Here is a 19,300-nt window from a genome sequence, read left to right as displayed (position 1 = left end):
GCCGCTCCCACAGAGATGTGCTTCGCTCCTGCAGGTGTGTGGGTGTGTCGATTGCAGGTGCCGGACTGAGGGGTTCCTAAGGGCCGGCCACGATGACCTTGTCACCGTCGGCCAGGTCTTCCGGCGGGTCGAGCACCACGGTTTCGCCCGGTGCGATCCCGGACAGCACGGTGCGCTGGGCGCCGCCGCCGCCGCCGGTGCTGACGCTGCGACGCTCGGCCACGGCATCGTCGCCGCTGCCGGCCACGACGAAGACGACATCGCCGCCGTCGCGCGCGGCCACGGCCGCCGCCGGCACGCGCACGCCGCGCGGCGCGTCGTCGTCGGCCTGCTCCGGCGCGCGCTCCAGGAAGCTCACCGTCACGCCCATGTCGGGCACGATGCGCGGATCCTTTTCCTTCAGCGCCACGCGCACCTTGACCGTGGCCTTGCCGCGGTCGGCGGTGGGGATGATCGCGATCACTTCCGCCGGGATCTTCCAGTCCTGGTAGGCGTTGAGCGTGGCCTCGACCGGCATCTTCGCCTGCACGCGGCCGATATAGGCCTCGCCGACGTCCACCTCGACCTCCAGTGAGTCCATGTCGACGATGGTGCCGATGCCGGTGCGGGTGAAGCCGCCGCCGGCCGACAGCGGCGAGATGATCTCGCCCGGCTGCGCGGCCTTGGCGATCACCACGCCGGCGAAGGGCGCGCGCACCACGGTGTTGTCGACGCCGATGTCGCTGATCCGCAGCTGTTCGCCAGCAACCTGCGCATTGCGCTGCGCGGTGGCGAGCTGGGCGCGCAGCGAATCGCGCTGCGCCACCGCCTGGTCGAACTGCGCGCGCGACACCAGCTGCTGCCCGACGAGTGATTCCAGCCGTCGCGCCTGTGCCTCCGCCTCGACCAGCTGGGCGCGCACCGAGTCCGCCTGGCTGCGCGCGGCGCCGAGCTGGGCCTGGGCGAGGTCATGCTGTGCATCGGCGTCCACCGGGTCGAGCGTGGCCATGACCTGGCCTTCCACCACCGCCATGCCTTCCTCGATCAGCACCTCGCGCACGCGGCCGGTGATCTTGGCCGAGACCGTGGCCATGCGTCGGGCCACGACGTAGCCGCTGGCATCGAGCACCGAAATCGCTCCGCTGCCGCCGCCGGTAGCGACCGCGGTGGCTGTGCGCACCTCGACCGCGCCGCCGCGTCCCGAAAGTGCCCATGCGGCCAGCGCGACCAGGAGCAGTGCGGCAACCGCCGCGGCCAGGATCCAGCGCCACCGTCGTGGTTGCGGATCGGGGCTGCGGTCGATGCGCAGTTCGTTCAACAGGTCGGCTTTGGTGTTCATCAGGACTCGAGACGAGGGCTGTGGGCGAAGTGTGACCGTGCCGGTCGAGGCATGTGGCCACTTTCGACGGGCGGAGCCGGTGGTGTCACCTGCGGAATGTCATGCATTTGTGTTGGCCCCGGTCATGCGGATGTCGGCTCAGTCGGCGCGCAGGGCATCGATCAGCTTGCCGCCCGCGAGCCGCCAGGTCGGCAGCAGGGCGCTCAGGAGGCCCAGCGCCAGACTGTACATGCACACGGTCAGCGCCAGCGCCGGCGTGATGGTGAGCGGCACCTGGATGGCCAGGCTGCCGGCGGAGGTTCCGAATACCCTTCCGCCGACGGCCACGTGCATCGCGACCAGCGCGATGGTGGTGGCGAACAGCCCGATCAGTGCGACTTCGACGAACACAGCCAGGCCGATGCTCGAACCGGGAAAGCCGAGGGCGCGCAGCGTCCCCATTTCGCGCCGGCGCCGGCGCAGCGCGGTATCGAGTGCGTTCGCGATCACCAGCGTCGCGCCGGCACCCAGCAGCAGCGAGACGCCCGCGGCCGCAAGGCGGACCAGGCGCGAAACAAAGGCCACCTGTCCAGCGTGGTAGGTGCCCTGGGGTACGACGCGCACGCCCGAAAGCCGGGGGTCGGCACGTACCGCCGCGGCAAACGCCTGGAACGCGTCCGCGTCGGGCAGCCGCACCCACAGCACAGAGACCTGGCCCGGCGCGTTGAACGCCGCTTGCAGCGTCGACAGGTCGGCCCACAGCTCGGACTCCCAGAGTCCGCCGTTGGCCGCGAGTCCGTGGCGCAGCGCCAGTGGGCTGCGGCGCAGCTCCAGGACATCGTTGCCCTGCAGTTCGCGATACGCAGGCGCGAGCATGCGGCCGACGAGCAGGTCCTGCACGCCGGGTTGGCCCGCAGGCAGCTGCACCAGGCCATCGATCGTGTCCAGGACCGCCGGCGTCGACGGGTCGACGCCTCGGATCTGCACCGTGCTGCGGACGCCATCGCGACGCGTGAGCTTGGTATTGGCGATGAACTGTGGGGCGACCAGTACGCGCCCGGACGCGTCACGCGAGACCTGCGGCAGGGCGGCGACGATCCCGGCGACATGGGCGGGCAGGTGGCTCTCCACTTCGCTGCGTGCCTGCGACGACAGCACCAGGGCGATGCGGTCGTCTCCGGTACGCGCGGCGATGCCGTCGATGCCGGCAGGCACGGACAGCAGCAGGGTCAGCGTGGCTGCCGAGATCAGGAATCCCGCCAGCATGAGCAGGGCATCGCGGGGCCTGTCGGCGTGGCCGGCAAGGAAGATCCGCAGGATGCTGGCGGTGCCCTTGGCCATCGCCGCGTGCTCAGCCGCGGACCAGGTCCACCGCACGCAGCCTGCGCACGGTGAATGCGGGCGCCAACGAGGCCAGCGCGACCAGAGCCAGCAGGCAGGCCAACAGCCAGGGCGTGTCCTGCAGCGGTGCGTCCAGGCGCCCGAGCACGTGGCTGGTGCGCGCGCTGATCCCCTCGATCAGCGACAGGCCCAGCATCGTCCCGAGCGCGGCACCCATCGCCGCTACGGCGGAGAACTCGAACACGATCGCTGCCAGCTGAAGGTTCCGGCCGAAGCCCAGCGCCTGCAGCATCGCCATGCTCGATCGCCGCTGTGCGGCCAGGTGTGCGGCGATGCTCGTGAACACGAGCAGCACGCACAGCCCGAGCGACGCGACCACGGCGCGCAGCAGCGCGCTGACATTGCCGAAACTGCCGAGCAGGCTGTCGCCACCGTCGGCCACGTGCGCCTGCACCGGCGGGTCGCCGTGCTGCAGCAGCGCTTCGATGTCCGCGGCCAGCTCGGCGAGTGCCAGCGGATCCTGCCCGGACACCTGGATGATCCGCGCCTGGTCGCGTTCGGCGTCGGGCAGCAGGCGGTCGACGTGCCCGTAGTGGGCGATCGCGACCTGTTCGCCGAACCCACCTTCGTCGCTGTGGAAGATGCCCGCGATGGTGATCGGCACGGCCTGGCCATGCAGGCCGGCGGGTTCGATCGCCATGCCCCGCGACCAGCCGCAGCGCTCGGCCAGTTCGGCGCCTGCCAGCACCGCATGCGGCGAATCCAGCCATGCGTCGATGTCCGCCTGGGTGGCGCGGATGCTGCGCAGCCTGCGCGCGGGGTCGTCGCCGCCCCAGCCGTTGAGGGTGGCAATGCCCGCGGGCGGCTTGCACACCACCGCGAGAACGTTCATGTGGTTGACGGTCTCGACCGCGGGAATGCGCGATACCTGCGCTGCGTAGCGCACCGGCACCAGTCCGCCTTCGCGCGCGCTGGACACGGTGATGCTGGCGTCGGCGAGTGCAGTCCTCGCCACGAACGGCGACGCCAGGGCGCCCAGGATCCAGAAGCCGGCCACGCCGACGACGAGGGTTGCCACCAGGTAGGCATGCCGGCCGAGCGATTCCCGCAGCCGCAGCCAGGCGAGCGTTGCGCAGGTGCGGCACGACCGCATGCCGCCAGCGGCGGACACTACTTCACCAGCGCCACGCGGATCACGTCCAGGGCATGGGGATGCGCGAGGCGAAGCTGGTCGACCGTGTCCGCGTACGGACCGCACGACATGCTGCCGCAATCGGATGCATCCAGCAGGACGATGGCGGCCCAGCGTTCGGCCGAAGCGGGAATGGTGGCGGTCGCGCCGGCTTCGGTGACGATGGCGAGCACGTCGTCCAGGGAAAGCGTGCCGGGGCGGGTTCCGGAGGGATCGAGGCTGCCGAAGTCCTGCTGCAGCCGCGCAAGACCCGCGTTGTCGTCGATCTGCGAATGCAGGCGTCCTCCGGGCGCGTAGAGCCAGATGGCCGGGAACTGGTATCGCCCGTCGGGGGCATGGCCTGCGGCCAGGCTGGCCTTGTGGAAGGCGACGATGAAGTCCTGTAGGGGCAGCGGCAGCGGCAGCGGCTGCGGGGCGGTGCCGGCATCCGTTGGCGGACCCGGAATATCAGCGGCAGCGGGCGTCGCCGCCGCAACGTCGACGTCGACGTCGGCATCGGTGCCTGCCGGCCCTGAGCACGCGGCAAGCGCAAGCAGGGCGATGAACGCCAGCGCGGCGAGTCCCGTCCGTGCGCCATGCCAGCCCGGGTGGATGTGTTCGCAAGTCATGTGGGGATTCCTGGGTGCATGTCGCAAGGCGCGGGAGGGCAGCGCGTACCCTCCCGCGAAACACTTACTGGACGATGATGACGACGCAGACGTCCTTGATGCAGACGACGATCGTCGTCGCGGCCTCGGCCTGCTGGACCGGGAACGCGAACGCGGCCGAAACCGCGAACAGGAGCCCGGCAGCGCCGGAGGTGACCTTCTTGATCATGTTGACTGTCCTTGTGCATTGGGAAAAGTCCCTGTCCATGGACTTCCTTGCGTGACCCGATTTTCCCCGGGCCCCGCACGACGGCAGGGCGCATGCCCGCAGCATGGTTCCGGCTGCGGGCCCGCGGATTTCTAGCATGTCGCCGGTGCCGCTCGCAACGCGGGTGGGCCCTGCCTGCCCCGGGATGTGATGCTTGTCATGCGCGACGGGTGATGGCGGCGACTGCCGCAGGTCGGTGGTGGCTCCCAAGCTGTGAGCACACGGAGGAGGACGCATCATGGATCATCATCGCGACGTGCCATTGGCCCGCCTGCAGGACGCCCGCAAGTATTACGGCAAGGTCGCAGCTCTGGACGGCGTCGACCTGGAACTGCACGCCGGCCAGGTGCTCGCGCTGCTCGGCGCCAATGGCGCGGGCAAGACCACGGCGATCTCGCTGCTGCTCGGCCTGCTGGAGCCCGACGGCGGGTCCGCGCGGTTGTTCGGGCGTTCGCCATCGGAACTGGTCGCGCGCCAGGGCATCGGCGTGATGCTGCAGTCCGGCGCGATCGCCGACACGCTCACCGTTGCCGAACTCCTCGACCTGACGCGCAGCTACTACCCGGATCCGCGCAGCGTCGTGGACTGCGTCGCCATCGCCGGCCTGGACGGGCTGCTCAAGCGCCGCTACGGAAAGCTGTCCGGCGGCCAGCAGCGGCGCGTGCAGTTCGCGCTCGCGATCTGCGGCCGGCCGCGGGTGCTGTTCCTCGACGAGCCCACCACCGGTCTCGACATCGAGGCCCGGCAGGGGCTGTGGCGCGGATTGCGCGAACTGGTTGCCGAGGGCGCATCGGTCCTGCTGACCACGCATTACCTGGAAGAAGCCGAGGCCCTGGCCGATCGCGTGGTGGTGCTGGCCGGCGGCCGCGTCGTCGCCAGCGGCAGCCTCGATGAAGTGCGCGCGCGGGTCGACCAGCGCCGCATCCGCTGCGCGACCACGCTTGATGCGGCGGAGGTTGCGCGCTGGCCGCTGGTGCGCGCCGCGCGCCGCGAGGGCGGCCGCCTGGAGGTGGTCGCCGATGCCGCCGAAGGCGTGGTGCGCCGCCTGCTCGCCGCAGACCCCGGGCTGTCGGACCTCGACGTCAGCCGCGCCGGCCTTGCCGAAGCATTCCTCGAGATCACCCGCGACACGCCCATGAAGGAGGCCGCGTGATGAACGCCATCGCCCGTGACACCGTCGCCGTCCGCCGGCACCCGCTGCTGCGCAGCTACCTGCTGGAGGCGAAGTACGAATTCCTGCGCCTGCTGCGCACGCCGATCTTCGCGCTGCCGACCCTGCTGTTCCCGCTGATGTTCTACCTGCTGTTCGGCGTCGCCATGAATCACGGCGGCAACGGCGCGCAGTACCTGCTGGCCACCTATGGCGTGTTCGGCGTGATGGGCGCGGCGATGTTCGGCTTCGGCGTCACGGTGGCGATGGAGCGCGAGCAGGGTTTCCTCGCGCTCAAGCGCGCACTGCCGATGCCGCCCGGCGCCTACCTGCTGGCGAAGATGGCGATGGCGCTGCTGTTCTCGGCGATCGTTGCGCTGCTGCTGGCGCTGCTCGCCTTCGCACTCGCGGGCGTGCAGCTGAAGCCGGCGCAGTGGGGGCTGCTGTTCGCGGTGCACGTCGCCGGCGCGCTGCCGTTCTGCGCCATCGGCCTGTTCATCGGCACCCTCGCCAACGGCTCCGGCGCGCCGGCGGTGGTCAACCTGGTCTACCTGCCGATGTCGTTCCTGTCGGGCCTGTGGATGCCGCTGTCGATGCTGCCCGACGTGTTCACGCGGCTGGCGCCGCTGTGGCCGTCCTACCATCACGGCCAGCTGGCGCTGAAGGTCGTGGGCATGGACGCGGGCCAGCCGGTGGCGATGCACCTCGGCGTGCTCGCGGTGGTCGGCATCGGCTTCTTCGTCCTTGCCCGCGCGCGGCTTGCGCGCGCCGGCTGAGTCCATCTTCGTCACGGGAGAACCACACCATGAAACGCTGGCCTGAATCCATCGCTGCGGGCGCCATCGCCGCGGCCATCGCCGCCGCGGTCGCCTTCGCGCAGCCGTCGTCGCCCACGTCGACGCCGTCGGCTCCATCGCCCGCGGACAGGGTCGGCGCGCTGCCTTCGGGCGGCGAAGGCGCGGCCTTCGCCATCTCGGGCGTGCGCGTGTTCGACGGCGACCGCGTGCTGCCGGCTGCGAACGTGATCGTCCGTGACGGACGCATCGAGGCGGTGGGCGCCGACATCGTCCTTCCCGAGGGCATCGACGTCGTCGACGGTGCCGGCCGGACCCTGCTGCCGGGTCTCATCGATGCGCATACCCACAGCTGGGGCGAGGCGCAGCGCGACGCACTGCGCTTCGGCGTCACCACCGAGCTGGACATGTTCGGCGACTGGAACCGGATCCCGGCGCTGCGCGCGCAGCGCGAGTCGCTGGGCGAAACCGGCCAGGCCGACCTGTGGACCGCCGGCGCCACCGTCACCACCGAGGGCGGCCACGGGACCCAGTTCGGCATTGCGGTGCCGACGCTTGCCGCCGACGGCGACGCCGCGGCCTTCGTCGCCGCGCGGGTGGCCGAGGGTTCGGACTACATCAAGCTGATCGTCGAGGACTTCAGCACCCATTCGGACACGCAGCGGCTGCCGACGATCACGCCGGCGCAGGTGGCGGATGCGATTGCCGCAGCGCAGGCCCATGGGCGCCTCGGGGTGGTCCACGCCGCAAGCCAGGCCGATGCGCGGCATGCCGTGGACTCGGGCGCGGACGGCCTGGTGCATGTCTTCCACGACGTGGCCGCTTCGCCCGGCTTTGTCGCCGCGGCGAAAGGCGCGGGCAGCTTCGTCGTGCCCACGCTGTCGGTGATCGCGGGCTTTTCAGGCGACGGCAGTGGCGCCGCGCTCGCATCGGATGCACGGCTGGCGCCGTGGGCGGGCCTCGATCAGCGTGCGACGCTCGAATCGGCCTTCCCCGGGCCGCCGCGTCCGCAGGCGCTGGACAATGCGCTGCGCAGCGTCGCCGCGCTGAACGCCGCCGGCGTCGACATCCTTGCCGGCACCGACGCCGGCAATCCCGGCACGGCTCACGGCATCAGCATGCATGGCGAGCTGGCGCTGCTGGTGCGCGCGGGCCTGTCGCCGGTCGAAGCGCTGGCCGCCGCGACCGCGCTGCCGGCGCGGCGCTTCGGTCTCGGCGACCGCGGCCGCATCGCGCCGGGCATGCGCGCCGACCTGCTGCTGGTGGATGGTGATCCGACGACCGACATCCAGGCCACGCGCGCGAACGTCGGCGTCTGGAAAAACGGATACGCGGTGGCTCGCCCGCGGGTAGAGGCGACTGCGGCCGCGACCGCGCCGGTGATCGCCGACGGTGCCTTGGTCGCCGATTTCGAGGACGGCGGCACCGGCGTGCACTTCGGCCACGGCTGGCAGGTGACCACCGACGCCATGGTCGCTGGCAAGTCCGTGGCGACGCAGGAATGGGTCGCCGATGGAGCCGGTGGCTCGCGCGGCGCGCTGCGCGTCAACGGCGAGATCCGGCCCGGCTTCGCCTACCCCTGGGCCGGCACGATGTTCCACCCCGGCGCGCAGCCGATGCAGCCGGTCGACGCGTCGATGCGCCGCGAGCTCGTGTTCCAGGCCCGCGGCGACGGTCGCAGCTACCAGGCCATGCTGTTCTCGGGTCCCACGATGCAGGGCATGCCGGCGATGCAGTCGTTCACTGCCGGAGCGGCGTGGCGCGAGGTGCGGATCCCGCTCGCCGCCTTCGCCGGCGCCGACCTCGCCACGCTGCGCGCGATCGCGATCACGGCTGGCCAGCCCGCGGGCGCATTCGAGCTGCACATCGACGACGTCGAGCTGCGCTGAGTGGTGCATCATCGATCCATGGAGTCGACCGCCATGCCTCGTGTGATACCCAGCGGATGGCGTGCCTGGCTGGCGCCGGCACCGGATTCGGTGCTGGCGGCGGCGATGCGGCAGGGGCACTCGCCGTGGACCGAATGGGTGCATCTGATGTGGACGGCCTGGGTGTTCGTCACCCCGGTGTTCGTGCCCGGCGGCTACAGCGCGCGCTGGATCGCGCTGACCCTGCTGTCCTATCCGCTGTTCGTGCTGCTGTATGCGCTGGCGCTGGTGCGGCCGGAGCGCCAGGGTTGGCGCTACGCGCTGGGCATGGTGGCGCTGGCCATGGTGCTGGCGCCCTGGTATCCGTCGGGCCTGAGCTATTTCGTGTTCGGCTGCGTGATGGTGCGCAGCGAGCGCGCGCGCTCGCTGCCGCGGTACGTGCTGCTGCTGGCGGCGCTCAACACCGTGTTCATCGCCTATGCGCTGTGGCTGGGCTATCCGTGGCAGTCCCTCGCCTGGCTGCCGCTGGTCACGCTGATCGTGGGCACCCTCGTCCACGTCGACATGGCCAACCGGCGCACCGATGCCGCGCTGCGGCTGTCGCACGGAGAGGTCCGCCGGCTGGCCGCGCTCGCCGAGCGCGAACGCATCGGTCGCGACCTGCACGACCTGCTCGGGCACACGCTGTCGCTGGTGGCGCTGAAGTCCGACCTGGCCGCGCGCCTGGTCGAGCGCGATCCGGTGGCGGCGCGCAGCGAGATCGATGCCGTCAGCCGGGTCGCGCGCGAGGCGCTGGCGCAGGTGCGTTCTGCGGTCAGCGGCATCCGTGCGGCGGGCATCGCCGCCGAGCTGGCTTCGGCCAAGCTGCTGCTCGAGTGCGACGGCGTGGCCCTTCGCCACGACTGGGACGAAAGCGGCCTGGCTGGCGGCGCATTGCCATCGCGGGTGGAGACCACGCTTGCGCTGGTGCTGCGCGAGGCGGTGACCAACATCCAGCGCCACGCCCACGCACGCAGCGCTGAGATCGCGCTGCGTGCCGAAGGCAGCGATGGCGTGGTGCTGCGCATCAGCGACGACGGCCGTGGCGGCGCGATCGCGCCGGGCAACGGCCTGGGTGGCATGCGCGAGCGGGTCGAGGCGCTTGGCGGCCGGCTGGTCATCGATTCCGTTCGCGGCGGCGGCACTGTCGTCGAGGTCTGGCTGCCGCTGGCGGCCAATGACGACGAAGACGGTGAAGGCGATTGCGACGACGAACCACGCGTGACGGACGGGGGGCAATGATCCGCATCGTGCTCGCCGAGGACCAGGCCATGCTGCGCAGCGCGCTGGCGGCACTGCTGGCGATGGAGGACGACATCGAGGTCGTCGGTGTCGCCGGCGACGGTGAAGAAGCCTGGCGCGAACTGCAGCGCCATGCGCCCGACCTGCTGGTGACCGACATCGAGATGCCGGGCCTCACCGGCCTGGAGCTGGCGCAGCGGATCCAGCGCCAGGGCCTGGCGACGAAGGTGGTCATCGTCACCACCTTTGCGCGTGCCGGCTACCTGCGCCGCGCACTGGATGCGGGCGTGCAGGGCTACCTGCTGAAGGATGCGCCGGCCGAAGAGCTGGCGGCGGCGCTGCGCAAGGTGCAGGCCGGTGGTCGCGCGATCGATCCGCAGCTCGCGCTCGAGGCCTGGTCGGAGGTCGATCCGCTCAACGAGCGCGAACGCCAGGTGCTGCGGCTCGCCGGCGAAGGCCAGTCCGCCGGCGAGACTGCCGCCGCGCTCGGCCTCTCGCAGGGCACCGTGCGCAACTATCTGTCGGAGGCCATCGGCAAGCTTGGCGTCGGCAACCGCATCGAGGCCTACCGCCTGGCGCGGCAGAAGGGCTGGCTGTAGCCGCTCCCACAAGGACGCGCGCTCAAGGACTCGGGGATCGATGCGGGGAAGAGCTAGCCTGAGCGGTGCTTCAGCATCGCGTAAGCGGCGCGCAGGCCCAGGGCCTCGCCGCCGGCGGGGCGGCCGGGGCGGTCGCTGTCGTTCCAGGCGTAGGTATCGAGGTGCGCCCAGGGCATGCCCTTGGGCACGAAGCGCTCCAGGTACAGCGCCGCGGTGACGCTGCCGGCCATCTTCGAGCCGGCGTTGGCCATGTCGGCGACCTTGCTGGTGAGGTAGCGCAGGTACGGACGCCACAGCGGCATGCGCCACAGCGGATCGCGCACCTGCATGCCGGCGTCGAGCCAGGCCTGCGCGAGCGCGTCGTCGTTGCTGAAGAGCGCCGGCAGGTCGGGGCCCAGCGCGATGCGCGCGGCGCCGGTGAGGGTGGCGAAGTCGAGGATCAGGTCCGGTGCCTGTTCGCCGGCATAGGCCAGCGCATCGCCCAGGATGACCCGGCCTTCGGCGTCGGTGTTGTCGATCTCGACGCTGACGCCGGTGCGCGTGGCGATGACCTCGCCCGGACGGAAGGCATCGGGGCCGATCGCGTTCTCCACCGCCGGCACCAGCAGGGTGATGCGCAGCGGAAGCTTCCGCGCCATCACGAGCTCGGCCAGGGCGATCGCGTGCGCGGCGCCGCCCATGTCCTTCTTCATGTTGCGCATGCCGTCGGCGGGCTTGATGTCGAGCCCGCCGGTGTCGAAGCACACGCCCTTGCCGACGATGGCCACGTGCGGATGCGAGGCCTCGCCCCAGCGCAGCGCCAGCAGGCGCGGGGCGCGATGCGAGGCGCGGCCGACGGCGTGGATGGCGGGGAAATTCTGCTCCAGCAGGGCGTCGCCGGTGATCGCGCTGAAGTCGGCGCCGTGCGCCTGTGCGATGCCGCGCGCGATGTCCTCGAGCTCATCCGGGCCCATGTCCTGCGTCGGCGTGTTGACCAGGTCGCGCACGCGCGCGGTGGCGGCGAGCAGGTCCAGGGCTTCGGGATCGCTTGCGTCCAGCGCCAACCGTGCGCGCACCGGCTTCGGCTTGCGGTAGCGGTCGAAGGCGTAGCTGCCCAGGCCCCAGCCCAGCTGCAGCGCGTGCAGGGCATCGCTGTCGAACTCTCCGGCGGGCGTCCAGTCACCGGCCGGCAGCGCGCGCGGCGCGTGCGCGTAGGCGCAGGGATCGAGCCTGTCGCCGACCCCGATCACCGCGGCCGCCGGCGTGCCGTCGGCCGCCGGCAGCACCAGGCAGCTGCATGCGGCGCCGTCGAAGGCGTGCGCGTCCAGCCAGGCGCCGACCGCGGCCGGCCGCATCGCGCGCCACGCGGCGAACCCGTCGCGATCGACGATATGCAGCGGCCGCGCCTGCGCGGCGTCGGCGGTGGGGGCGTAGCAGGCGGGAAGGGTCATGCGTGGGTGCTCCGTGTGCGGTCGCCCGGCGCGGGCAGGGCCGCATCGAGCCAGTCGGCCAGTCCGGCCAGGGAATCGAAATGAAGGTCGGGCTCGACCTCGTCGTGGCGCCATTGCAGGCGCCGGCCGTGGTCATCGGCGCGGTTGATCCAGCAGCTGCGCAGCCCGGCGCGCGCGGCGCCGGCGACGTCTGCCTCGGGATGGTCGCCGACGTGCAGCACCTCGGCCGGTGGCACGCCCAGCTGTGCGCAGGCGGCCAGGAAGATGGCGCGATCCGGCTTGGCACTGCCGAAGCTGCAGGCGCTCAGCTGCGCGCTGAAGAGGTGGTCCAGGCCGATGCGCGCCAGGTCGGCGTTGCCGTTGCTGAGCGCCGCGATCGGAAGCCTGGCGCTGATGCGCTCCAGCGCGTGGATCGCGTCCGGATAGCACTCGACCTTGTTGCGCTCGGCGAAGAAGGCCTCGTATGCGGCGTCGGCCATGGCCACGTCGCCGCCGCTCTCGCGCAGCGCCGCTTCAAGCGTCATCCGCCGCAGCGCCGACATGTCGTGGGCAAGCGAAGGATTCTCCGCACCCACGCGCTCGCGCAGCGTGCGCATCGCCTCTGCCGGGAACATGTCCGCGGTGGCCGGGCTGTGTCGCCGCATCCATTGGTCGAGCACGCGTTCGATGCGTATGCCGATGGGTGCGAACGGCCACACGGTGTCGTCAAGGTCGAGGGTGATGGCGCGGACGGGGAAGGCCATGGCGCCATTGTACGGCGGCCTACCCCAACAGCCGCGCCCAGCCCTCCAGTCCGTCGATGCGCGCCAGCACGCGCTTCACGCAGACCAGCAGCGGCACCGCCAGCAGCAGGCCGACGATGCCCCACAGCCAGCCGAACACCAGCAGCGCCAGGATCAGGACGAGTGGCGACAGCTGCATGCGCTGGCCAAGCACCAGCGGCGTCACCAGCTGGCCTTCCAGCGTGTGCAGGCCGAGGTAGATCGCCGCCGGCAGCAGCGAGGCCCCGACGTCGTCCCAGGTCACGAAGCCCATCAGCAGCATCGCCACCACACCGATCGCCGGGCCCACGTAGGGCGCGAAGTTGAGCAGCATCGCGATCGTGCCCCAGAGCAGCGCCTCCTGCATGTCCACGCCGAGGCCCCAGTGCAGCACGGCCGCAAGCAGCACGCCCACGCCCGCGTTGATCAGGGTGATGGTGAAGACGTAGCGCGACACGTCGCGCTCGATCGACTGCATGATCTCGACCGTGACCCGCTGCCGCTGGCGCGTGGGCAGCAGGGCGATCGCGCGGCGCTGCAGGTCCTCGCCGAAGACCATGAAGAAGAAGGTCAGCAGCACCACCGCCAGCACGCTGCCCGCCATCCGCGGCGCCCTGGCCAGGGCGGCGTAGGGGTCGTCGACCTGGGTGCGAACGACTTCGACCTTGCGCCCGTCGCCGCTGGCCTGGCGGGCGATGTCCTCGGCGACGCGGTTGGCCTCGCGCACGGGCTCGGCCAGCTCGCCGAGCTCCTTGCCGAGCTGGCGCATCTGTCGCGGGGCTTCCTGCATCCAGTCGATCGCCGGTGCCAGCAGCTGCTGGCCGAGGAGCGCTGTGCCCGCGATGCCTCCGCACAGCACCAGCAGTGCGGCGAGGAAGCGGGGCAGGTAGAGCCTGCGCAGGGCGCGGATCACCGGGTTGCCGATCAGCGCCAGGAACATGGCCAGCAGCACCGGGAGGATCACCCCTTGGGCCGCCCAGAGCGTGTAACCGACGGCCAGCAGGGCAAGCACCAGGACCGACGTCGGTGCGCGCGGACGCGGCGCCGGTGCCTCGGTCGCGGGTTCGTCGGGTGTGGCCGGGAAGGCGTCGCCGGCGGGGCCGGCCGCCGCGGCGGCCGCTTCGCTTGAAGCGGGGGTGTCACGCGTCGCCATGGGAGTTCGCCTCAGCGCGATTCGGAGAGTTCGGTCGCGGCTTCGGCCGGGCGTGGTGGGGTCTCCCAGGCGGGATCGGGCCTTCTAGCGCGCTCCGCGGTATGGGAGGCGGCGGCCGGGGGCGGCGCTGCGTGCCGGTGGCCGGAAGGCGCGGCGGGAGCTTCGGCAGCGGTGGCAGCGTGCTCCGGCGCCGGGTTTGCGTCCCGCGCCGCGGCCCCCGCGTCCTCGGCAGCCTCTTCAGCCGCGCCGGCGGCGAAGGCCGCCTGGACCGATCCGACCAGCCCGGCCACGCTGCCGAGCATCTGCAGCCAGCGCGCCGGCTGCGCGCCGGCGATTGCGTGGCCGGGCCGCACCCAGCCGGCCAGCAGGCCACCGGCCAGGCCGGCGATGATGATGCGAGGCGGCGTCCATCCCGAGCGCCAGATCCCGCCGAAGACGCGGAAATCCGCCGCCGTCTGGCGTTCGCGCGCCTCCAGCGCGGCTTCCGCGCGCTCCACCTTCGCCTGCAGTTCTTCGAAGCTCATGCCGCGCTCCTCATGGCGGGGTGACTCCCGCGGCCGTGGAATCGCCCGGCACGCCGTCGCCGCGCGGGCGCGCCCGGTGCTCGGCATCGTGGGCGCAGTCCGCCGAGCCCGGGTCCGGCATGAACTCGGCCAGCTCGCCGATGCCCAGCCGCGCCAGCTGGCGGCGGGTGGCCTTCATGCGGGTATGTTCGAAATAGGCCATGGCCTTGCGCAGCGCCAGCCATGCCGCGAGGCCGCTGGCGATTGCGCAGCAGGCCAGGGACAGCCACCAGGGCAGCCCGAGCTGATTGCTCAGTGCCACCACCAGCGCGGTCATCAACAGCATCCACGCCGAGGCTGCGAACACCACCGCCACGCCGGCAAAGACCGCGCTGCGCCCCGCGGCGCTTCGTGCCAGCGACACGTCGGCGGTGACCAGGGTACGCAGCGCACCGGCGGCCTCGCGTGCAGCGCCCATGCCGGCCACGCCGCTGTCGCGCAGCTCACGGACCGCATCGGCGATGCCGGGTGGCGGCGCGCCGTCACCCCTGCCCGGCGCTTGGCCGGACGAGGGGCCCGATGCGGGTGGCGGTTGTTGCTCCACGCTTACCTGCCGCTGCCGCGGGCCAGTTTGGCGATGATCCAGCCGGCGGCGAACGCGGCGCCGAAGGAGGCGATCGGGCGCTCGCGGATCAGGTCGGCGGCGCTGTCGATCAGGTCGCGGCCCTTGTCGAGCAGCACATCGACCTGCTCGCTGCCGGCGCCGGCGGCTTCTTCGAGCGCGGAAAGGCCGGCCAGGGCGCCGTCGGCCAGGTCGGCCTTGAGGTTGGCCTTGCCCAGGCGGGCCTCTTCGCCGGCGGCAGCCGCGGCACCGCGGACGGCGTCGGCGGTATCCGAGGCCGCCTGCTTCAGGTGGCCACCGGCCTGGGACAGGTTGGTTTTCAGATTTTCAGTGTGGGTCGGGCTCATCGTGCTCTCCTTGGGGGGTGTCTCGGGGAAAAACCTCAGTCCATCAACAGGTTGCCCTGGCCGCGGCCGCGCTGGATGCGCAGCACGAGCTGCGAGGGTGCTTTGGACAGCGCCGCGCGCAGCGCCGTCAGGTCGCCGGCGAGGTCACCACCGGCGGCGACCACCACGTCGCCGGCGCGCAGTCCGCTGCGTGCAGCGCGACTGCCGCGCTCGACCTCCTCGACCAGCACGCCGGACACGCCGCCGCGGCGCAGGGCCTCGGGCAGCTCGGCGAAGCTGGCGCCGGACAGGCGCGGGTCGAGCTGTTGGCCGGCCAGTGTGCGCGGCTGTTCGCGCAGGGTGGCCTGCACCTGCATGGCCTTGCCGTCGCGGCGCAGATCGAGGGTCACGCGGGCATCGGCCGGCTGCAGGCCCTGGAAGTTGCGCAGGGTCTCGCCGTCGCCGATGCGCTCGCCGTTGGCGGCCACGATCACGTCGCCCGCGCGCAGCCCGGCGGCGGCACCGGCGGAATCGGCGTGGACGCGGGTCACCACCGCGCCGCGGCTGCCGGCGGCAAGCCCGAGGCTGGCCGCCAGGCGATCGTCGAGGTCCTGGGTGTCGATGCCCAGCGTGCCGCGGCGGACCTCGCCGGTGGCGGCGAGCTGCTGCATGACGCCGCGCGCCAGGTTGGCGGGGATGGCGAAGCCCAGGCCGATGTTGCCGGCCATGCTGCCGCGCGGGTTGAAGCTGGCGGTGTTGATGCCGACCAGCTCGCCGCGCAGGTTGACCAGCGCGCCGCCGGAGTTGCCGGGGTTGATGCTGGCGTCGGTCTGGATGAAGTTCTGGTAGCCCACGCCCGGCACGTTGGCGCGGCCGACCGCGGAGACGATGCCCGAGGTCACCGTCTGGCCGACGCCGAAGGGGTTGCCGACCGCGACCACGAAGTCGCCCACCTGCAGCGCGCTGCTGTCGGCGAGCGCGATGGCCTGCAGCGCGCCTTCGTTCCCCGATACCGGGATCTTCATCAGCGCCACGTCGGTGTCGGCGTCGGAGCCGATGAACTCCGCGGCCAGGGTGCGGCCGTCGGCCAGGGTCACCGAGACTTCGTCGGCGCCTTCGATCACGTGGTGGTTGGTCAGCACGTACCCGCGGACGGCGTCCACGATCACGCCCGAGCCCAGCGATTCGTTGATCCGCTCCTCGGGAATGCCCGGGAACATCCGCCTGAAGAAGGGGTCGTTCGCGAACGGGTTGTTGATGCGCACGCGCTGCTTGGTGTGCACGCTGACCACGGCCGGGGTGACCCGGCGCAGCATCGGTGCCAGCGACGGCAGGGCCTGGCCTTCCACGGTGGCCGGCAGGCCAGCGGCCATCGGCACCGCGGCGGCCGGGGACAGGGGCTCGGCGCGGGCCGGCGCCTGCAGGCCGTCCAGGATCAGGGTCGCGGCGGCGCCACCGAAAGCGGCGGCGGCGGCGAGGGCGAGGAGCGTGGTGCGGGTGGATGCTTGCATCGGTCTGTCGTTATGCGGGTTCAGGGGTCTTTGGACCGTGAAGTGTGGCGCGGCGGACCCCGTGGGTCGAGGCTGGACGGATGTGCGGTGCGTCTCAGCCTGGACTGCGAACCGCGACACTGCTGGGCTGCCGCCACGGCGCTCAAAGAGCGATTGACTTCGCCCCCCGCCAGCCCTTACGGTCAATGCCCTGCCGCCACAACATGTTGGGGTCAGGCAGGCGGTTTTGGCCCAGTTCTAGTTGTTTGCGATCAAGGCGATCGCAGGAACCAGGGGATGGTTTGCATGCGCGGACTCGAGACCCGCCAACGAAACAATGACGACGCAGGGCGCGCGGTGCGCGCCTGCGGATTCGCCGTCGGCGCGTCCCGCACACGGGTCCCGCGATCGACGCCATGAACGACGACACCCGGTTCGCGCGCGGCCGGGCAGCATGAGGAGACAGAAACAGCATGAGTACGGTTCGCCTGGAGGCTGTGAGGAACACGATGGCTGGCACCGACCAGGACATCCCGATGCAGCCGGCGTCGGTTGATATCTGGGACAAGAAGTACCGGCTGAAGACCAAGCAGGGCGACCCCCTGGATGCCGACATCGACGGCACCTGCCAGCGCGTCGCCCGCGCCCTGGCCGAGGCCGAGACGACCGCGGAGCAGCGCAAGCACTGGAACGAGCGCTTCCTGTGGGCGCTGCGCCGCGGCGCGATCCCGGCCGGGCGCATCACCTCCAATGCCGGGGCGCTCGAGCACAAGCCGGCCACCAGCACGATCAACTGCACGGTGTCCGGCACCATCGTCGACTCGATGGACGGCATCCTGGAGAAGGTCCACGAGGCCGGGCTGACGCTCAAGGCCGGCTGTGGCATCGGCTACGAGTTCTCGACCCTGCGCCCGCGCGGTGCGTTCGTCGCCGGCGCCGGTGCCTATACGTCGGGCCCGATGTCCTTCATGGATATCTACGACAAGATGTGCTTCACCGTGTCTTCGGCCGGTGGCCGACGCGGCGCGCAGATGGGCACCTTCGACGTGAGCCATCCGGACGTGCGCGACTTCATCCGCGCCAAGCGCGAGGACGGGCGCCTGCGCCAGTTCAACCTGTCGCTGCTGGTCACGGACGATTTCATCGAAGCGGTGAAGTCCGATACCGACTGGCCGCTGGTGTTCCCGATCAACGCCAAGGAGACCGGGGACGTCGACGTCGATGACGCCGGCCAGGTGGTCTGGCGCGACTGGCCGCAGCATGACGGCTACATCACCCGTGACGACGGCCTGGTCGCCTGCAGGATCTACGGCAAGGTGCGTGCCCGCCACCTGTGGGACATGATCATGGTCTCGACGTATGACTACGCCGAGCCGGGATTCATCCTGATCGACCGCGTCAACGAAATGAACAACAACTGGTGGTGCGAGACCATCCGCGCGACCAACCCCTGCGGCGAACAGCCGCTGCCGCCCTATGGCGCCTGCCTGCTGGGCTCGATCAACCTGACCAGGTTCGTGCGCAAGCCCTTCACCGACCAGGCCGAGTTCGACTGGGAGGAGTACAAGGAGGTCGTGCGCGTGTTCACGCGCATGCTCGACAACGTGGTCGAGGTCAACGGCCTGCCGCTGAAGCAGCAGCGCGACGAGATTATGCGCAAGCGCCGCCACGGCATGGGTTTCCTCGGCCTGGGTTCGACCGTGACCATGCTGCAGATGAAGTACGGCTCGAAGGAGAGCTGCGAATTCACCGAGCGCATCGCCCGCGACATGGCGGTTGCCGGCTGGGAAACCGGCCTGGCGCTGGCCCGGGAAAAGGGTCCGGCGCCGATCATGGAGGAGCGCTTCGAGGTCACCGCCGAGATGCTGCGCAAGCGCCCGGAGATGGCCGCCGACGGCTGGAAGCCCGGCCAGCAGGTTCCCGGCAAGGTGCTGCACGCGCGCTACTCGCGCTATATGCAGCGCGTTGCTGAAGTGGCGCCGGAGCTTGTGGAGCAGCTGGCCGAGAGCGGCTCGCGCTTCACCCACCACAGTTCGATCGCGCCCACCGGCACCATCAGCCTGTCGCTGGCCAACAACGCCTCCAACGGCATCGAGCCCTCGTTCGCGCACCACTACAGCCGCAACGTGATCCGCGAAGGCAAGAAGTCGAAAGAGAAGGTGGACGTGTTCTCGTTCGAGCTGCTGGCCTATCGCCACCTGGTCAACGCCGACGCGATGCCCTTCAGCGAGGATCCCGCCACGCAGCTGCCGGAGTACTTCATCTCCGCCGACGACATCAGCCCGAAGGCACACGTCGACGTCCAGGCCGCGGCGCAGAAGTGGGTCGATTCATCGATCTCCAAGACCGCGAACGTCCCGACCGACTTCGCCTACGAGGATTTCAAGGACATCTACCTTTACGCCCACGCGCAGGGCCTGAAGGGCTGCACGACCTTCCGCTTCAACCCGGCCGCCTTCCAGGGCGTGCTGGTCAAGGAGTCCGACCTTGCCGGCACCACCTACCGCTTCGAGCTGGAGGACGGCAGCACGGTGGAGGTGAAGGGCAACGAGGAGATCGAGTACGACGGCGAGACCCACACCGCGGCCAACCTGTTCGACGCCCTGAAGGAAGGCTACTACGGCAAGTTCTGATGAAG

General features: G+C 71.0%; 18 protein-coding genes. 6 read left to right on the top strand and 12 right to left on the bottom strand.

All coding sequences use genetic code 11. The annotated features are described in order from the left end of the window. Positions 1–76: 76 nt before the first annotated feature. The 5 genes from WCD84_RS00260 to WCD84_RS00240 form a co-directional block, all read right to left on the bottom strand. Positions 77–1,318, bottom strand: coding sequence for an efflux RND transporter periplasmic adaptor subunit (locus WCD84_RS00260; RefSeq protein WP_343255136.1), 1,242 nt, complete (start codon positions 1,316–1,318; stop codon positions 77–79). A 138-nt stretch (positions 1,319–1,456) separates the two neighbouring features. Next, positions 1,457–2,638 (bottom strand): ABC transporter permease, encoded by a 1,182-nt coding sequence (locus WCD84_RS00255; RefSeq protein ID WP_343255137.1) that lies wholly within the window; start codon positions 2,636–2,638, stop codon positions 1,457–1,459. 10 nt (positions 2,639–2,648) lie between these two features. After that, a complete protein-coding gene (locus tag WCD84_RS00250) occupies positions 2,649–3,809 on the bottom strand; it encodes an ABC transporter permease (RefSeq protein ID WP_343255138.1) in 1,161 nt (386 codons plus the stop codon). Next, positions 3,809–4,438 (bottom strand): hypothetical protein, encoded by a 630-nt coding sequence (locus WCD84_RS00245; protein WP_343280024.1) that lies wholly within the window; start codon positions 4,436–4,438, stop codon positions 3,809–3,811. Before WCD84_RS00245 ends, WCD84_RS00250 begins: the two co-directional genes overlap by 1 nt. Before the next feature lie 64 nt (positions 4,439–4,502). After that, positions 4,503–4,646 carry a hypothetical protein gene (locus WCD84_RS00240; protein ID WP_343255140.1) on the bottom strand — a complete coding sequence of 48 codons (144 nt, stop codon included), beginning with the start codon at positions 4,644–4,646 and terminating at the stop codon, positions 4,503–4,505. A gap of 277 nt (positions 4,647–4,923) precedes the next feature. Between WCD84_RS00240 and WCD84_RS00235 the strand changes: the two genes are divergently transcribed. The 5 genes from WCD84_RS00235 to WCD84_RS00215 are packed head-to-tail and all read left to right on the top strand — an operon-like array spanning position 4,924 to position 10,377. Continuing rightward, positions 4,924–5,838, top strand: a complete 915-nt coding sequence (locus WCD84_RS00235; protein ID WP_343280023.1) for an ABC transporter ATP-binding protein — start codon at positions 4,924–4,926, stop codon at positions 5,836–5,838. Next, entirely contained in the window at positions 5,838–6,611 is a 774-nt protein-coding gene (locus tag WCD84_RS00230) for an ABC transporter permease (RefSeq protein WP_343280022.1), read from the top strand. Before WCD84_RS00235 ends, WCD84_RS00230 begins: the two co-directional genes overlap by 1 nt. A gap of 29 nt (positions 6,612–6,640) precedes the next feature. Continuing rightward, positions 6,641–8,518 carry a CIA30 family protein gene (locus tag WCD84_RS00225; protein WP_343280021.1) on the top strand — a complete coding sequence of 626 codons (1,878 nt, stop codon included), beginning with the start codon at positions 6,641–6,643 and terminating at the stop codon, positions 8,516–8,518. 33 nt (positions 8,519–8,551) lie between these two features. Next, the gene (locus WCD84_RS00220; protein WP_343280020.1) at positions 8,552–9,778 is read left to right on the top strand and encodes a sensor histidine kinase; all 1,227 of its coding nucleotides are present in this window, start codon (positions 8,552–8,554) and stop codon (positions 9,776–9,778) included. Continuing rightward, positions 9,775–10,377: a response regulator transcription factor gene (locus tag WCD84_RS00215; protein WP_343280019.1), complete on the top strand. Its 603-nt coding sequence runs from the start codon at positions 9,775–9,777 to the stop codon at positions 10,375–10,377. Before WCD84_RS00220 ends, WCD84_RS00215 begins: the two co-directional genes overlap by 4 nt. Before the next feature lie 53 nt (positions 10,378–10,430). On the opposite strand, the gene WCD84_RS00210 is transcribed toward WCD84_RS00215, so the two are convergent. Genes WCD84_RS00210 through WCD84_RS00180 form a run of 7 tightly spaced genes read right to left on the bottom strand, consistent with a single transcriptional unit; the run spans position 10,431 to position 16,683 of the window. Beyond that, positions 10,431–11,807 (bottom strand): leucyl aminopeptidase family protein, encoded by a 1,377-nt coding sequence (locus WCD84_RS00210; protein WP_343280018.1) that lies wholly within the window; start codon positions 11,805–11,807, stop codon positions 10,431–10,433. Then, complete coding sequence (locus tag WCD84_RS00205; RefSeq protein WP_343255147.1) at positions 11,804–12,550, bottom strand: HAD family hydrolase; 747 nt, start codon at positions 12,548–12,550, stop codon at positions 11,804–11,806. Before WCD84_RS00205 ends, WCD84_RS00210 begins: the two co-directional genes overlap by 4 nt. A gap of 19 nt (positions 12,551–12,569) precedes the next feature. Continuing rightward, complete coding sequence (locus WCD84_RS00200; RefSeq protein WP_343280016.1) at positions 12,570–13,721, bottom strand: AI-2E family transporter; 1,152 nt, start codon at positions 13,719–13,721, stop codon at positions 12,570–12,572. Positions 13,722–13,732: 11 nt separating this feature from the next. Next, complete coding sequence (locus WCD84_RS00195; RefSeq protein ID WP_343255149.1) at positions 13,733–14,245, bottom strand: protein sip-5; 513 nt, start codon at positions 14,243–14,245, stop codon at positions 13,733–13,735. Positions 14,246–14,255: 10 nt separating this feature from the next. Next, the gene (locus WCD84_RS00190) at positions 14,256–14,828 is read right to left on the bottom strand and encodes a phage holin family protein (protein ID WP_343255150.1); all 573 of its coding nucleotides are present in this window, start codon (positions 14,826–14,828) and stop codon (positions 14,256–14,258) included. 2 nt (positions 14,829–14,830) lie between these two features. Beyond that, on the bottom strand, positions 14,831–15,193 hold the full coding sequence (locus WCD84_RS00185; protein ID WP_343255151.1) for a hypothetical protein: 363 nt from the start codon (positions 15,191–15,193) through the stop codon (positions 14,831–14,833). A 35-nt stretch (positions 15,194–15,228) separates the two neighbouring features. Beyond that, entirely contained in the window at positions 15,229–16,683 is a 1,455-nt protein-coding gene (locus tag WCD84_RS00180; protein WP_343255152.1) for a trypsin-like peptidase domain-containing protein, read from the bottom strand. 452 nt (positions 16,684–17,135) lie between these two features. Here WCD84_RS00180 and WCD84_RS00175 point away from each other — a divergent pair, with 452 nt between their 5' ends. Continuing rightward, positions 17,136–19,295, top strand: coding sequence for an adenosylcobalamin-dependent ribonucleoside-diphosphate reductase (locus tag WCD84_RS00175; protein WP_343255153.1), 2,160 nt, complete (start codon positions 17,136–17,138; stop codon positions 19,293–19,295). Positions 19,296–19,300: the final 5 nt, after the last annotated feature.

This window comes from Luteimonas changyuni, assembly GCF_039548395.1.
Classification (GTDB): Bacteria; Pseudomonadota; Gammaproteobacteria; order Xanthomonadales; family Xanthomonadaceae; genus Luteimonas.
The sequence above is the reverse complement of the archived record's forward strand: the minus strand, read 5'-3'. Positions and strand labels throughout refer to the sequence as shown.

Coding starts and splice junctions, on each gene's coding strand:
- WCD84_RS00185 (WP_343255151.1), bottom strand. CDS start 15,193: ATGAGCCCGACCCACACTGAAAATCTGAAAACCAACCTGTCCCAGGCC.
- WCD84_RS00225 (WP_343280021.1), top strand. CDS start 6,641: ATGAAACGCTGGCCTGAATCCATCGCTGCGGGCGCCATCGCCGCGGCC.
- WCD84_RS00175 (WP_343255153.1), top strand. CDS start 17,136: ATGAGTACGGTTCGCCTGGAGGCTGTGAGGAACACGATGGCTGGCACC.
- WCD84_RS00240 (WP_343255140.1), bottom strand. CDS start 4,646: ATGATCAAGAAGGTCACCTCCGGCGCTGCCGGGCTCCTGTTCGCGGTT.
- WCD84_RS00245 (WP_343280024.1), bottom strand. CDS start 4,438: ATGACTTGCGAACACATCCACCCGGGCTGGCATGGCGCACGGACGGGA.
- WCD84_RS00210 (WP_343280018.1), bottom strand. CDS start 11,807: ATGACCCTTCCCGCCTGCTACGCCCCCACCGCCGACGCCGCGCAGGCG.
- WCD84_RS00195 (WP_343255149.1), bottom strand. CDS start 14,245: ATGAGCTTCGAAGAACTGCAGGCGAAGGTGGAGCGCGCGGAAGCCGCG.
- WCD84_RS00235 (WP_343280023.1), top strand. CDS start 4,924: ATGGATCATCATCGCGACGTGCCATTGGCCCGCCTGCAGGACGCCCGC.
- WCD84_RS00180 (WP_343255152.1), bottom strand. CDS start 16,683: ATGCAAGCATCCACCCGCACCACGCTCCTCGCCCTCGCCGCCGCCGCC.
- WCD84_RS00205 (WP_343255147.1), bottom strand. CDS start 12,550: ATGGCCTTCCCCGTCCGCGCCATCACCCTCGACCTTGACGACACCGTG.
- WCD84_RS00255 (WP_343255137.1), bottom strand. CDS start 2,638: ATGGCCAAGGGCACCGCCAGCATCCTGCGGATCTTCCTTGCCGGCCAC.
- WCD84_RS00220 (WP_343280020.1), top strand. CDS start 8,552: ATGCCTCGTGTGATACCCAGCGGATGGCGTGCCTGGCTGGCGCCGGCA.
- WCD84_RS00200 (WP_343280016.1), bottom strand. CDS start 13,721: ATGGCGACGCGTGACACCCCCGCTTCAAGCGAAGCGGCCGCCGCGGCG.
- WCD84_RS00260 (WP_343255136.1), bottom strand. CDS start 1,318: ATGAACACCAAAGCCGACCTGTTGAACGAACTGCGCATCGACCGCAGC.
- WCD84_RS00215 (WP_343280019.1), top strand. CDS start 9,775: ATGATCCGCATCGTGCTCGCCGAGGACCAGGCCATGCTGCGCAGCGCG.
- WCD84_RS00230 (WP_343280022.1), top strand. CDS start 5,838: ATGAACGCCATCGCCCGTGACACCGTCGCCGTCCGCCGGCACCCGCTG.